Here is a 13609-nt window from a genome sequence, read left to right on the forward strand (position 1 = left end):
ATATTGTGAGTGGGGAAAAGGCATGACCATTGTTCTTGAGCCGATCAGGCCGAAAAAAATATCCGAAGAAATTGTCAGCCAAATCAAACAGCTGATCTCAAAAGGTGAACTCAAACCCGGGGACCGTATCCCTTCCGAGCGTGAGTTGGCGGCAATGCTGGGTGTCAGCAGACCCTCTGTTCGGGAAGCGATTATGGTTCTTGAGGCGATGGGTTTTCTGGACTCTCGCCAGGGTGGGGGCACTTTCGTCAAAGCATTGACCGCGGTCAGCATCATGGATCCTTTGGCCAAGCTGGTGGAAAAAAGGGATCCTGAACTTTTGCGCTCTCTTGCCGAGGTGCGTATGGGCCTTGAGAGCTGGTCCGCATATCTTGCAGGCAAAAGGGCCACGGCAAAGGACATTGCTGAGCTGCGTCGACTCTATTATGTCATGGAGAAGCAGGCGGCGAAGGGTGGCTGGGATTCTGAGGTTGACGCAGAATTTCATTACGCGATTACCGCCGCCAGTCACAACAGCTTGCAGATGCATGTCCTCGATTCAATTCATTCTCTCTTTCATACAACCATTCAGGTTGCCTTAATGGAGTTTTACCAGCAAGAAGGTCACGTCCAGTTGCTGCTGACGCAACATCGAGATATTATGGAGGCGATTGCCGACCACCAGCCTGAACTGGCGAGGCAGAGGATGATGGAACATCTGAAGATGGTCGAGGAGAAGATGGCTCAACTTCTCAAGGAGAAGGGCGCCTGATAAAATCGGAGATGCGGAACGCTGGGCAAGATAACCGAAAAACAAAAGCAAGCGGGGTCAGAACAAATTTCTGACCCCGCTTCTTTTTACATCCAGGTTTAGCTTTTAATCTTCACGCTCCTCGTCCTTCGTTCCGCTTTTCAACCCGTCGCAATCCCCAACAACTCCGTGATGTGCACTACTTCTTGTGTCATGCCGGCCTGTTTCAGCCCCCAGGCCAGTTGCAAGTGACATCCGGGGTTGGCGGTGACTAACAGTTCGGCACCGGTTGCCCTGATGTTTTCAAGTTTGCGGTCGAGAATCTGCTGGCTCTCTGTGGTGTACTTGAGGCTAAAGGTCGCTGCACTGCCGCAGCACCAGCTGGCCTCTTCCATTTCGCGATAAACGATTCCTGGAATCGCCTTGATCAGCTCCCGCGGCTGTTTGCTGATGCCTTGCGCATGGCAGAGATGGCAGGGTTCATGGTAGGTGACGATTTTTTTGACCGGTTTCAAGCCTTCCGTTCGTAACCCCTGCTCTGCCAGGAATTCACTGACATCCTTGATCTTGGCGCGGAAGGTGGCAAGTTTGTCATGCTCACCGGCCTCCTCGAGCAATTCTTCGTACTCTTTCAAAGCTGCCCCGCAACCGGCACAGTCGGTCACGATCGCATCGACATCGAGGGCCATGAAGAGATCAAGGTTATGCTGCGCTATGCGTTTGGTTGTGTCGCGATCGCCCTCGGTCAAATGAGGAGCGCCGCAGCACTTTTGTTCTTTTGGCGTAACCACTTCGAAGCCCTGATGGGTCAAAACACGGACAGTTTGACGGGAGACTTCGGGATACATAAGGGTCATTATGCAGCCGAGGAAAAACGCCACCCGACCGCGTTGTTCTCCTTCTGCAGGAATGACATCCGCTAACTGTGGACGTAGCGGTGGATGCAATTCAGGGATCATTCTTTCGGCTTTGTCGACCCACTCCGGTCCCAACTTGAGTAATTGCGAGTGCCTGACCAACCACTGGATACCGAGCTTCTGATAAAGCCTCGCCGGCAGCATCGAGGTCTCGAGCAGGTCGGGATTGGGCAGCATCTTCTGCAAGACGAATTCTCGGAATGATTTGCTTACATGCTTGAGCGGGAAGAACTGGTGGGCCTGACTGCGACAAATTTCCATGACTTCACCGGCACGTACACCGGAGGGACAGGCGGTAGTGCAGGCTCGACAGTCGAGACAGAAGAAGGCTTCTTCTTTGACCGCTTCAGTGAACTCGAGTTTTCCTTCAGCCACGGCCCGGGCCAGGGCCACACGACCGCGCGGGCTGGAACGCTCACGACCGGAGAGGGCGAAGGTCGGACAGGTCGGCAGGCAGAAGCCGCAGCGCATGCACTGCAGGACATCTTCATATTCTGGTGCATTCTCGGGGGTAAAGTTGCCAAGTTTCTCTTTGTCGGCCATCAGTTTACTCCTGACCGTCTGCGAAGATTTTTCCGGGGTTTAGTATGCCTTCGGGGTCAAATGCTTGTTTGATTCGTTTCATTACCGCAACGCCACCCGGGCCGATCTGTCTGGCCAGGTATTCTTTTTTGGCGATACCGATGCCGTGTTCCCCTGAGACGGTACCACCCCAGGCAAGGACCTGCTCGTAAAGTTCATCGTAAAAAGCGTGCGCACGTTTCATCTCGTCTGCGTCTCGTTCGTCACAGAGGACTGTCGGGTGCAGGTTGCCGTCACCGGCGTGACCGAAGGTGCCAACCGTCAACGCATATTTCTTTGTTAATCGCTCAATCAGGGTAAAAGTTTCTGCGAGCATCGAACGGGGCACAGTAGCGTCTTCCAGCAGGGTCGTCGGTGAAACCCGCGCCAGTGCAGAGAGAGCGGTACGTCGTGCCGCAGCCAGGCTGGCAGCTTCTTCAGCGTCCTTGGCAACCTGAACTTCTGCCGCTCCCACTTCCCTCAGTATCCGCTCGACCCCTTCGGCCTCTTCGGTCACCATCGCCGGGTGACCGTCAACCTCGATCAACAGCAACGCTGCCATCTCACGCGGTAAACCGATTTTGACGTAATCCTCGACGCAATTGATGGTTGCCTTGTCCATGATCTCCATGGTTGAAGGGATGATCTTTGCGGCGATAATCTTGCTGACCGCCGCACCGGCAATGCTGATATCATCGAAATAAGCGAGGAAGGTCCGTTTGTCCTGCGGCGGTGGGATCAGCTTAACTGTGATTTCGGTGATGATCGCCAGGGTCCCTTCGCTGCCGATCAGCAAATCCTTGAAAGCGTAACCGGCGACGTCCTTTACGCTTTTACCGCCAGTGCTCAGCAGGCTGCCATCCGGCAACACGCATTTGAGGGCCATGACGTAATCGCGGGTGACGCCGTACTTGAGGCCGCGCAGGCCGCCGGCGTCTTCCATAACATTACCGCCGAGGGTCGAAATTTTCTGTGAACCAGGATCCGGCGGATAGAAAAGGCCCTTTGCAGCGACGGCATTGAAGAGGTCGAGAGTAACAACACCGGCTTGGCAAGTGGCGGTCAGGTTTTCTTCATCGATTTCAAGGATTTTGTCCATTTTGTTCAAGCAGATGACGATACCGCCATCGACCGGGATGCTGCCACCGGAAAGGCCGGTACCGCTGCCACGCGGGGTGATCGGAACTTTGTGGTCACGGGCAACCTGCATAACGCTTTGCACCTGCTCACTGTCGGTCGGGTAGACGACCAGGTCAGGCGTCGCATGCAGGCCAGGCGTAGAGTCGTAGCCGAGGACCAGCAGATCTTCCGCTGCGGTAATGACGTTTTCTTTGCCCAGTTTGTCAATCAGGGTCTGAATGGCTGTTTCTGAAATCATGGCGTTTCCCTTAAAGACTCCGTGGCTTGCAGGCAAGAGCTGCATGCCCCGAAAATGTTGGCTGACGGAGTTTGCTCTGGTGGTTTAGAAGCCCTCTTCGTGAAAACCTTCCGGAATCCTTACCACCAGAACCGGCTGGGCTGCGCTATGCAACACTTTGTGGGTCGTGCTGCCGAGGATTGCATCTCCGATCACGGTGTGGCGATGTGCGCCCATAATGATCAGATCGACAGCGTATTCCTTTGCAGCAGCCAAGATGACCTGAGCCGGTTGGCCTTCTTCAATCAGAACTTCGCTAACGCGCTGTGTGCACACCTGGTCGTCAGCGCACTCACTTTCGCAGAGACGCGCGACGCGTTCCCGCAAGCGCTCCTTGCCCTGGGTCTGTGCCGTACTGTGGATCTGCTCCGATTGCTCCTGGGAAATGTGCAATTCCACCAAGCTCTGGGCAAATGTTGGCAGGGGCTCCAGTGCCGAGATGGCAATGATCTGCGCGTCATGTTGATTGGCCAGGGCAAGGGCGTAGCGGAAGACGTACGGTGCCGATGGGCCCATGCCTGTCGCGTAGAGAATCGTCTTGATTTGCGGAAGCATTATGGCTTCTCCTCTGATGTGTGACTATCTGCCGAAGAAAACGTCAGGCAGGTAAGTAATGATCTGCGGGAATAATATCATGGTCGCCAGGGCAAAAACCTGGATCATGACAAAGGGAAGAATCCCTCGATAGACATCGCCCATGGTGTATTCTGGTGGCGCAACCCCCTTGAAGTAGAAAAGGGAATAGCCAAAAGGCGGGGTCAGGAAAGATGTCTGCAGGTTGATGCAAATCATCATGGCAAACCAGAGTGGATTGAAATCCAGGTCCATGGCGATCGGCGTGAAGATCGGTACGACCACAAGCAGGATGGCTGCCCAGTCGATGAACATGCCCATGAAGAAAACAACCGCCATCATAATGCCGAAGACGACGAAGCGGTTCACGTCCATGCCGAGCAGAACATCAGCGACAACGTCGCCACCGCCCATGCTCAAAAAGACCACGGAAAAGAATTTGCCTCCGACGAAGAGGGCCATGATCATGGCTGTGGTACGGGCCGTTGAGATGCAGGCCTGGGTAATGACGTTCCAGTTTAACTTACGACTGACCAGGGCCAGGACCAGAGCGCCAACGCAGCCCAACGCTGCTGCTTCAGTCGGAGTCGCGACTCCGGCCAAAATGGTCCCCATAACGGTGAGAATCAAACCGAACGGCGGCACGAAGTTCTTCATCGTCATGGTAAATTTTTCCAAGACGGTGGCGGTACGCTCTGCCGCGGGAATCGGCGGCCCGAGTTTGGGGTTCATGTAACAGCGCACGGCGACATAGAGCAGGTACATGCCAGACAAAAGCAGGCCGGGCAGGATGGCTGCGGCAAACAGGTTGCCGACCGAGGTCTCTTTTTGGCCGGTCAGGCCACCATAAACGACCAGCATGATCGACGGCGGGATCAAAATCCCCAAGGTCCCCGACGAGCAGATAATCCCCGCTGAGAGAGATTTGTCGTAACCTCGTTTGAGTAATGCTGGGCCGGCCATCAAGCCCATGGCGACAACCGAGGCACCAACAATGCCGGTGGTTGCGGCGAAGACGGTTGAGACCACAATGACTGCCAGTCCCAGGCCGCCGCGCAGACCGCCCAGTACGGTATAGAGGGCGTCAAACAGACCTTCAGAAACCTTGGATCGATCGAGGACCTGGGCCATGAAAATAAATAGCGGGATGGCTACAAGGGTGTAGTTAAGAAAAATTCCCCAGGCATTGTTAGCAAACAAACCGAGTAATGCCGAGAAATTGAAGCCGTTATCTATCAGGCCGAAGAGGGTCGCAACTGCGGCTAAAGTTACCGCTAAGGGGTGCCCCATGGCAATGGACGCCATCAGCGTCACGAACATGAGTATGGTTAAAGCTTCTACGCTCATTGGTCTCTTATCTCCAGGCTCAAGCGGGTATTAAGGGGTTTCTTTTAGGGCGCGGATATCTTGGATCAGTTTGGCAATTCCTTGCAGCAAGAAGAGGAAAAAGCCGACGGCCATGAGCGTTTTTACCGGATAGATCGCCGGCGCCCAGGAGCTGGAAGCATGCTCCCATTGTTGCCACGAGTTAACAGCTAAAACCCAGACATGAAAACTCAGCAGCCCCATCGCGGGAAGAAAGAGAGCTACGTTGGTGATGATACGCAGGATAATTCGCGATTTTGGTGACAGTCGCGATTCAAAGACATCGATAGCAACGTGAGTGTTGTGTTTGTGGGCGTAGGCCAAGGCAAAACAAAAATGGACTCCGTAAAGAAAAACCGTCAGCTCAAAGGCCCAGGTTGTCGGTGCGTTGAATGCGTAGCGCATAAAGACCTCAAAGACAACTACGATAATCAACGGCAACACGAGATAAGAGGCATAAAAGCCAAACTTTTCGTTGAGGGTATCGATCGCACTATCAATCTTAAACATAGAAACCTCTTGTTCGTGAAATGGTTTGCTTCTGTCGTTCGTGGCTAAAAAAGGCGGGAGCCCACAGGCTCCCGCCAGGGTTTTCTTACTGCATGTGCTTGCCCTTAACAAAGTCCTCGTAGGGCCAAGGAGCTATGCCACCACGCTCTTGTCGCCAGTCGGCAAAGTCGGCTTTGAACTGATCCTGAGAATCCATGACTTTTTTCACGTCAGGGAATTTCACTTTCAGGCTCTCAATGTAAGTGTGAGAGGCTTTGGCGAATTCGTTGATCGTCTCTTCATCCATGCGTACGAATTCGACCTTCTCTTTAAACATTTTAACCGCTTCAGCATTGAGGTTCTCTTGCCATGCAGTCGACCAGAGCTGGGTCTCTTTAGCGGCGATGTCGACGATCCACTTCAGGTCGGCAGGCAGCTTGTTGTAAGAGTCCTTATTTATGAAAAATGCGCTCTGGCAAGAAGGTTGGTGGACGCCGGGCTGAATGACATACTTGGTGATGTCGTCAAAACCCATCGGGTAGTTAATGGCGGGAGTACTAAATTCAGCCGCGTCGATAACGCCACGCTCCAGTGCAAGGTAGACTTCACCGCCGGGCAGGGGGGTAACACTGGCACCGAGTTGGGTCATGATGTCCATGTACCAGCCCGGAGTTCTGATGCGCATGCCTTTAAAATCAGACATTTTTGAAGCTTTTTTGTTGGAGAACAGGCCCAGCTCCTGGCCGACATTGCCGCCGGGAAGAGCGAACAGGTTGTAACGACCGTACAGCTCCTGCATCATTTCCAGACCACCGCGCTCATAGAGCCAGATGTTGTAGCCTTCAGCGTCGAGACCGAAAGGCACGGAAGCAAAGGCGACAAAAGCCTCATTCTTGCCTTTCCAGTAGCCCGGCCAGTCGTGGCCGATATCTGCTTGGCCCTTGCTGACCGCATCAAAGCTTTCCATGGCGCCAACCAGTTCGCCAGCAGAAAACAGTTTGATTTCAAGACGACCACCAGAAGCTAGCGCTACTGAGTCTGCAAAGTGCTGGGCCACATCATAAAACAGCAAGCCTTTGGACCAAGGCATGACCATCTTCCACTTGAATTCTTCTTTTGAGGCCTTGATGGTACGCAATTCTTTTTTGACGGCATCGTGACGTTTGTCGGCGCCGAACTTCTCGCGTTTGGCGGCGAAAGCTGACGGGGCGCATGCCAGGCTGAGAACGACCAGCAGGCCTACCAACATTTTCATTCTTCTCATCGTGGGATCTCCTTTGCTTGGGTTATGGGTTTATCATGGTCACGTGACCATTAGCAAGACTGAATATATGACCAATAATTGGTATGACCACTTTTGAACGTTAGCCAATCTTGTCTAGCAGGTCAAGAGAAAAAACAAACAGTGTTGTATCGTGTCGTTTTCTGCTGACGGTCGAGTGGTCATAAGTCTTCCTGTTCAGCAGGCGGTCCAACCGCAGTCGATGGTAAAGTCAGTGCCGGTCATGCAGCCGGCGGCATCTGAACAGAGATACATGGCGGCGGCGCCTATTTCGCTCGGTTCAATCATCCTTTTGATCGCAGCTTTCTTCAGCATGATGCTGCCAATGACCTCCTCCCTGGGAATACTGTGGGTTGCAGCCTGGGCATCAATCTGATTGTCGACCAGCGGGGTGCGCACGTAGGCCGGGCAGATGGCGTTGACCGTGATGCCGAAGGGCCCGCCTTCCAGGGCGGTGGTTTTAGTTAGTCCCATGATGCCGTGTTTGGCACTGATGTATGCTGATTTGAACTCGCTGGCGCGTAGACCGTGCACCGAACTGATGTTAATCACCCGGCCCCATCCGGCAGCTTTCATGTGTGGCCAGGCGTACTTGGTGAGCAAGAAGGGAGCGGTCAGCATCAGGCGGATAATGAAGTCCCACTTGTCCTCGGGGAAATCTTCCACCGGGCTGACATGCTGAATGCCGGCATTGTTGATCAGTACATCGACCGAACCGAACTTGCCTACCGCCGCGTCGATCAGGGACTTGCAGGCCGTGCGGTCAGCGAGGTCAGCATGGACGAAGTAAGCATTGAGGCGATCGGCTTCGCGTTGGCCGGACTCGGTATTGACATCAGCCATGACCAACCGGTAGTCTCCCGCGGCCAGAGCTTCGGCGACGGCGAGGCCGATGCCGCTGGCAGCGCCGGTAACAACAGCAACTTTTTGTGACATGCAGCGTCTCCTTTATGGTTTTGATCGATCAGTTGCTTTTAAGAGTGTCAGCAACCTGGAATGCGCAGCCGGTGGCATTGCGAACTTCCTCGAGGCTAGAGAAAGGGGAGATCTCGGTCAGTATCAGTCCTGCTTCAGCATCTACGGTGAAGACCGCCAGGTCAGTCACCAGCAAGTCAACCACTTGGCGGCCGGTGACCGGCAGGTCGCATTGCTCGAGAATCTTCGGCGAGCCGTCCTTGGCGCAGTGCTCCATCATGATCACTACTTTCTTGACACCGGAAACCAGGTCCATGGCGCCGCCCGGTCCCTTGACCATCTTGCCGGGGATCATCCAGTTGGCCAGGTCGCCAGTTCGACTGACCTGCATGCCGCCAAGCACCGACAGGTCGATGTGCCCACCGCGGATCATGGCGAACGATTCCGAAGAATCGAAGTAGCTGGCTCCAGGCAGGGCTGTAATGGTCTGTTTGCCGGCATTGATCAGATCGGGGTCGAGCCGGTCCTCGGTAGGAAAAGGTCCGATGCCGAGCAAGCCGTTCTCCGACTGCAGGGTGACTTGTATCCCCTCGGGAATGAAGTTGGCGACCAGGGTCGGCATGCCGATGCCGAGGTTGATATAGGCACCGTCCGTCAGTTCCTGGGCAACGCGCTTGGCCATCCATTCGCGTTGCGGGTTGAAGCCCTTGGCCGAAATGCCGGCACCGGAAACGGTACGCTGTTCAATCGGTTTCTCGTAGTTGCTGCCTAGCACCAGGCGGTCGACATAGACGCCGGGAACATGTATCTGGTGCGGATCGAGTTCACCAATTTCAACGATCTCTTCGACCTCGGCCACCGTGACGCGGCCTGCTTTAGCACAGGCAACGTTGAAGTTGTTGGCCGTCTTGTTCATCACCAGGTTGCCTGCTTTGTCGGCTTTCCAGGCCTTGACGATCGCCAGATCGGCCTGAATGCTCTCTTCCAAAACATAGGAGAGACCTTTGAAATCCTTGGTGTCTTTCCCTTCGCTTAACATTGTGCCGAAACCTGTACGGGTAAAGAATGCCGGGATGCCTGCGCCACCGGCGCGCAGTTTCTCGGCGAGGGTCCCCTGTGGCGTCAGTTCAAGCTCAAGGTCGCCATCAAGAAACTGTTTCTCAAATAAGGCGTTTTCACCCACGTAAGAGGAGACCATTTTGCGAATCTGGCGGGTCTGCAACAGCAGGCCGAGGCCAAAATCATCAACCCCCGCGTTGTTGCTGACAAGTGTCAACTGCTTGGCACCGGAGTCGCGCAGGGCCAGAATCAGTTTTTCGGGAATGCCGCAGAGGCCAAAGCCACCGGCGGCAATGGTCATGTTGTCTGCAACCAGCCCTTCCAGAGCGGCTTTAGCATCGGTGAAGATCGGTTTCATTGGTTCTCCTTAAAGGCTAGCAGCGTTCGAAGATGGCGGCGACAGCTTCTCCGCCGCCGATGCAAAGGCTGGCAGTGCCGTAGCGTAGCTGCCGTGCCTGTAGCTCTCGGATCAAGGTCACAGCAAGTCGTGCGCCGCTGGCGCCGACCGGATGACCGATTGCAACAGCTCCGCCGTTGACGTTGACCTTGTCGGGGTCGATGCCCAGTTCGCGGATGGCAATCAGTGGTACTGCGGCGAATGCTTCATTAATCTCGAACAGGTCGATGTCGGCCAGGGTCAGGCCGGCCCGTGCAATTGCTTTTTGGATGGCGCCGATCGGCGCTTCGGCAAAGTCATTCGGGGCGATACTGTTGGTCGCTGAGGCGACCAGTCGGGCGATTGGTTTCAGGTTATGACGTTCCATCGCTTGTTTGGAACAGGTCAGAACAAAGGCGGCGCCGTCATTGATAGTCGAGGCGTTGCCGGCTGTGATCGTGCCCTCCTTGTTGAACGCAGGGCGCAAGCTGGACAACTTGTCGATGTTGCCGCGGCCCGGCTCCTCATCCTGATCAACGGTGACGTCACCCTTGCGACTGCTTTTGATCACCGGAGTCAACTCATCGGTGAAAGTGCCTGCGGCAACAGCTGCCTGGGCCAGGCGGTAGGAGCGGGCGGCGTACAGGTCCTGGTCCTCACGGCTTAGACCGTGGCGCTCGACCCAGATTTCGGTGATTTCTCCCATGTGACGATCGCTGTAGGGATCTTGCAGGGCGTCGTAAATCATCAGGTCAAGGGCCTGGGCGTGCCCCATGCGTTGTCCGGTGCGAAGCGTAGGGAGGGCATAGGGGGCAAGTGACATGCTTTCCATGCCGCCAGCAATCACGCAGGTTGCGTCACCCAGACGAATGGAGTCGGCTGCGAGCATAATCGCCTTAAGGCCGCTGCCGCAGACCTTGTTGATGGTCATGGCGTGGACGCTGTCCGGAAGGCCAGCCTTGCGCATCGCCTGGCGCGCAGGAGCCTGGCCGCAGCCGCCCTGGAGAACCTGGCCAGCGATCACTTCGTCGATCGCTGTGGCCGGGATCTGTGAGCGGTGAAGCAGGTCACGCATCACTTGGCTGGCAAGGTCCGGTGCTGAAATATCTCTCAGAGCGCCACCAAAAGAGCCAAAAGGTGTGCGTCGTGCTTCAACAATGAAAACCTCGTTCATTCTGTTTCTCCTGACGTAGTGTTGTGGAATGTTCTTAAGTCACTCAATATGCGTGCCCTACCAATAACGTGAGTCATAAGCCTCTTGGCCGACAGTTCAAACGTAACGCTAAAGAACGTATTGTCAAATGGCTCGAACCCGACTGTTTGATGCATTGCCGTACTCATATCTCTCAGCCGTTACCATATGTTAGTAAAAAATAAAACATCGTTATGATTTTAATATAGAGCAAGTTGCGAGCCAGTGTTGCAGAGGTGCCATGGTTGTTTTTGCTCACAAAAAAAAGACACAATGATTACGAGTAGTTAGGCTTTGAGTTGTAAAACTTTAACCATGCTTAAGGAAAGCTACGAAAGGCTTGTAGTCGGAATAAGTGTATTCGCTTGACTACATATTTTTAGAGAGCTACCCTTGTCTTGAATCTGGAGATAGTTGCAGTAGAATAATCGGGGGTGCCAGAAATAGACAAAAAACGCTTCTTGTCCTGTGGGTTAGCAACAGAATATGCGGCGATCCGAATTGCTGCAGGAACGGGTCGAGGCAGGTTGACCACATTTGGCTACATGTAGCCAAAAAGAGACAACAAGAAGGGGTCACGCATGAATGTACTTGAGTCGGAATCGCAGCATGGAACGCAAGAGGCGACTTTACCGTCCGAAGGACAATGGGCAGAAATCAGCCGTCGATTAACGCTTGCCAATCTTATTTTCGACCATATTGAGAATGGTGCCGTAGTCACTGATAAAGACGGCAATATCCTCTATTTCAATCGGCCCTATGCCCGTTTTCTTGGCATCGAGGCTGAACAAGTGATTGGTAAACATATCACCGAGGTTCTCGAAGGCAGCCGCATGCATATTGTTGCCAGAACCGGCAAGGCCGAGCTCAATCAGCTCTTTACCACCCGGGGACGGGATATGGTGGTACAGCGCATCCCAATCTTTGAGGATGGCAAGGTCGTTGCCGTATTCGGCCAGATCATGTTCAAGCAGGTCAGCGATGTGGGCCGGTTGGCCAACAACCTCAGTCTGTTGGAGACAAAGCTTAAGTTGTATGAAAAAGAGCTGATTGCGCTGCGGTCCAGCCGGTACAATTTCGATAGTATCCGTGGTGAGAGCGCGCCGATCGTTGCTCTTAAAGAGGCCGCGATCAAAGCTGCGCTTACCGATCTGCCGATTCTCCTGACCGGGGAATCGGGAACCGGTAAAGAGTTGTTTGCCCAGGCGATTCACATGCGCAGTTCTCGGCATAAGAAACCGTCAATTCACATCAATTGCGCGGCGATCCCTAAAGAACTTTTTGAAGCAGAGCTGTTCGGTTACACGGAGGGTGCTTTTACCGGAGCCAAACCCGGCGGAAAGCCGGGCAAGTTGGAATTGGCTGACGGCGGCACCCTGTTTCTGGATGAGATCGGTGAGATGCCACTTGAGCTGCAGCCAAAGCTGCTGCGCGTTCTGGAAGACAAACTTTTCGAGCGGGTGGGAGGCAATCAAATACTCAAAAGTGATTTTCGGATTATCGCCGCCACCAACCGTGATCTGGAGACAATGGTCAAACAGAAACTGTTCAGAGAAGATCTCTTCTATCGCTTGAATGTTATTTCTCTTGATGTGCCGCCGCTGCGCGAACGTCAGGGAGACATCATCCCACTGGCCAGGCATCTGCTGGCCAAGATTGCCGAAAACTATCCGGGTTCTCGTTATCAACTGACCCCATCAGCAGAAAATGTGCTGGATGGCTATCATTGGCCTGGCAACATCCGAGAACTGATCAATGTTCTGGAACGCACAGCTTTTACCATTGAAGGCAACAACATTGACGCTTGCGACCTGCCTTTTTATCTAAGTCGACCGACGCTTACTACCTTGAAAAGTGGACAGTGGGACCTGGGTGCAGTCGTCGCCGAGGCGGAACGCGAGGCCGTGCGCAAGGCTTTGGAGTTAACTGGCAACAACAAGGCCAAGGCCGCCAAGCTGCTCGGTATCCATCGTACCGTGCTTTATAAGAAGATGGCGAGATATCAGATTCCTTTGGTTCGGGAATAAAGAATAAAAAATGATCTGTTCACGAAATTCTGAAAACAGTGTTTTGTTTTTTTCTTGACTTGAAGCAGGGCGACCCATACGATAAACCAATTAATGGTCTGACCAATTATGAGGAGTTCGTCTCATGCAAGAAGAGAAGTTGGTTACAGCTTTTAGTGAAGCCGCCCGCGCCGTTGGAGCTGAGGTTTCTATTGTCGCAGGTGTTGAAGCCGTGGTGGACTACGTCAAGCAACTGGCGACAGGTGCGGTCATGGTGCCGGACTTTGCCTCGGCAAAAAGGCTTGATCTGACTGCCGCTCTGAAGACGGCCGGGATCTCACTGGTGGAAAATGATCTGCGTCAGGGCGCCGCCACGGCCGTCGTCGGTTTGACCGGGGCCAATTTCGCTTTTGCTGCCACAGGGACTGTGGTGCTGGAAAGCACCAGCGAAGACATCCGTCTGGCAACCACCCTGCCGGAACATCACGTGGTGCTGCTCGATCCGGCCAAAATTCTCGAAGATGATCTGGCCGCGGTCCCCTATCTGCGGACCTTTCACCAGAACAGCCCACGCAACTACCTGGCCTATATCACCGGGCCGAGCCGCACCGCGGATATCGAACGGGTGCTGACTATCGGCGTCCATGGTCCGAAGCAGCTTCATATCCTGCTTTTCTCCGGCCTCTCCGATAATCCGGTGGAAATGTAGCGGGTCTCACCTGACCGC

At 54.1% G+C, this 13609-nt stretch carries 12 protein-coding genes; 3 read left to right on the forward strand and 9 right to left on the reverse strand.

Annotation, left to right across the window (positions count from 1 at the left end; all coding sequences use genetic code 11):
• Positions 1-22: 22 nt before the first annotated feature.
• Positions 23-751 (forward strand): FadR/GntR family transcriptional regulator, encoded by a 729-nt coding sequence (locus tag P9J64_10090; protein ID MDG5468664.1) that lies wholly within the window; start codon positions 23-25, stop codon positions 749-751.
• 140 nt (positions 752-891) lie between these two features.
• Here the strand turns inward: P9J64_10090 and P9J64_10095 are convergent, their stop codons facing one another.
• From P9J64_10095 to P9J64_10135, 9 genes are all read right to left on the reverse strand, one after another.
• Positions 892-2190 carry a (Fe-S)-binding protein gene (locus P9J64_10095; protein ID MDG5468665.1) on the reverse strand — a complete coding sequence of 433 codons (1299 nt, stop codon included), beginning with the start codon at positions 2188-2190 and terminating at the stop codon, positions 892-894.
• 4 nt (positions 2191-2194) lie between these two features.
• Entirely contained in the window at positions 2195-3586 is a 1392-nt protein-coding gene (locus tag P9J64_10100; GenBank protein ID MDG5468666.1) for an FAD-linked oxidase C-terminal domain-containing protein, read from the reverse strand.
• A gap of 84 nt (positions 3587-3670) precedes the next feature.
• Entirely contained in the window at positions 3671-4180 is a 510-nt protein-coding gene (locus P9J64_10105; GenBank protein ID MDG5468667.1) for a universal stress protein, read from the reverse strand.
• 24 nt (positions 4181-4204) lie between these two features.
• Entirely contained in the window at positions 4205-5545 is a 1341-nt protein-coding gene (locus tag P9J64_10110) for a TRAP transporter large permease subunit (GenBank protein ID MDG5468668.1), read from the reverse strand.
• A gap of 30 nt (positions 5546-5575) precedes the next feature.
• Positions 5576-6073 (reverse strand): TRAP transporter small permease subunit, encoded by a 498-nt coding sequence (locus tag P9J64_10115; protein ID MDG5468669.1) that lies wholly within the window; start codon positions 6071-6073, stop codon positions 5576-5578.
• Between the two features lie 85 nt (positions 6074-6158).
• Entirely contained in the window at positions 6159-7316 is a 1158-nt protein-coding gene (dctP, locus tag P9J64_10120; GenBank protein ID MDG5468670.1) for a TRAP transporter substrate-binding protein DctP, read from the reverse strand.
• Positions 7317-7511: 195 nt separating this feature from the next.
• The gene (locus P9J64_10125) at positions 7512-8270 is read right to left on the reverse strand and encodes a 3-hydroxybutyrate dehydrogenase (GenBank protein ID MDG5468671.1); all 759 of its coding nucleotides are present in this window, start codon (positions 8268-8270) and stop codon (positions 7512-7514) included.
• A 28-nt stretch (positions 8271-8298) separates the two neighbouring features.
• On the reverse strand, positions 8299-9666 hold the full coding sequence (locus P9J64_10130; GenBank protein MDG5468672.1) for a 3-oxoacid CoA-transferase subunit B: 1368 nt from the start codon (positions 9664-9666) through the stop codon (positions 8299-8301).
• Positions 9667-9682: 16 nt separating this feature from the next.
• Positions 9683-10858, reverse strand: a complete 1176-nt coding sequence (locus P9J64_10135; GenBank protein ID MDG5468673.1) for a thiolase family protein — start codon at positions 10856-10858, stop codon at positions 9683-9685.
• A 599-nt stretch (positions 10859-11457) separates the two neighbouring features.
• Between P9J64_10135 and P9J64_10140 the strand changes: the two genes are divergently transcribed.
• Both P9J64_10140 and P9J64_10145 read left to right on the forward strand, forming a co-directional pair.
• On the forward strand, positions 11458-12903 hold the full coding sequence (locus P9J64_10140) for a sigma 54-interacting transcriptional regulator (GenBank protein MDG5468674.1): 1446 nt from the start codon (positions 11458-11460) through the stop codon (positions 12901-12903).
• 124 nt (positions 12904-13027) lie between these two features.
• The gene (locus P9J64_10145) at positions 13028-13591 is read left to right on the forward strand and encodes a lactate utilization protein (protein MDG5468675.1); all 564 of its coding nucleotides are present in this window, start codon (positions 13028-13030) and stop codon (positions 13589-13591) included.
• Positions 13592-13609 lie beyond the last annotated feature (18 nt).

The organism is Deltaproteobacteria bacterium IMCC39524 (assembly GCA_029667085.1).
Taxonomy (GTDB): Bacteria; Desulfobacterota; Desulfuromonadia; order Desulfuromonadales; family BM103; genus M0040.

What these genes read in the sequence shown, in the direction of transcription:
- P9J64_10090 (MDG5468664.1), top strand. Translation starts at nt 23, where the DNA reads ATGACCATTGTTCTTGAGCCGATCAGGCCGAAAAAAATATCCGAAGAA.
- P9J64_10095 (MDG5468665.1), bottom strand. Translation starts at nt 2,190, where the DNA reads ATGGCCGACAAAGAGAAACTTGGCAACTTTACCCCCGAGAATGCACCA.
- P9J64_10100 (MDG5468666.1), bottom strand. Translation starts at nt 3,586, where the DNA reads ATGATTTCAGAAACAGCCATTCAGACCCTGATTGACAAACTGGGCAAA.
- P9J64_10105 (MDG5468667.1), bottom strand. Translation starts at nt 4,180, where the DNA reads ATGCTTCCGCAAATCAAGACGATTCTCTACGCGACAGGCATGGGCCCA.
- P9J64_10110 (MDG5468668.1), bottom strand. Translation starts at nt 5,545, where the DNA reads ATGAGCGTAGAAGCTTTAACCATACTCATGTTCGTGACGCTGATGGCG.
- P9J64_10115 (MDG5468669.1), bottom strand. Translation starts at nt 6,073, where the DNA reads ATGTTTAAGATTGATAGTGCGATCGATACCCTCAACGAAAAGTTTGGC.
- dctP (MDG5468670.1), bottom strand. Translation starts at nt 7,316, where the DNA reads ATGAGAAGAATGAAAATGTTGGTAGGCCTGCTGGTCGTTCTCAGCCTG.
- P9J64_10125 (MDG5468671.1), bottom strand. Translation starts at nt 8,270, where the DNA reads ATGTCACAAAAAGTTGCTGTTGTTACCGGCGCTGCCAGCGGCATCGGC.
- P9J64_10130 (MDG5468672.1), bottom strand. Translation starts at nt 9,666, where the DNA reads ATGAAACCGATCTTCACCGATGCTAAAGCCGCTCTGGAAGGGCTGGTT.
- P9J64_10135 (MDG5468673.1), bottom strand. Translation starts at nt 10,858, where the DNA reads ATGAACGAGGTTTTCATTGTTGAAGCACGACGCACACCTTTTGGCTCT.
- P9J64_10140 (MDG5468674.1), top strand. Translation starts at nt 11,458, where the DNA reads ATGAATGTACTTGAGTCGGAATCGCAGCATGGAACGCAAGAGGCGACT.
- P9J64_10145 (MDG5468675.1), top strand. Translation starts at nt 13,028, where the DNA reads ATGCAAGAAGAGAAGTTGGTTACAGCTTTTAGTGAAGCCGCCCGCGCC.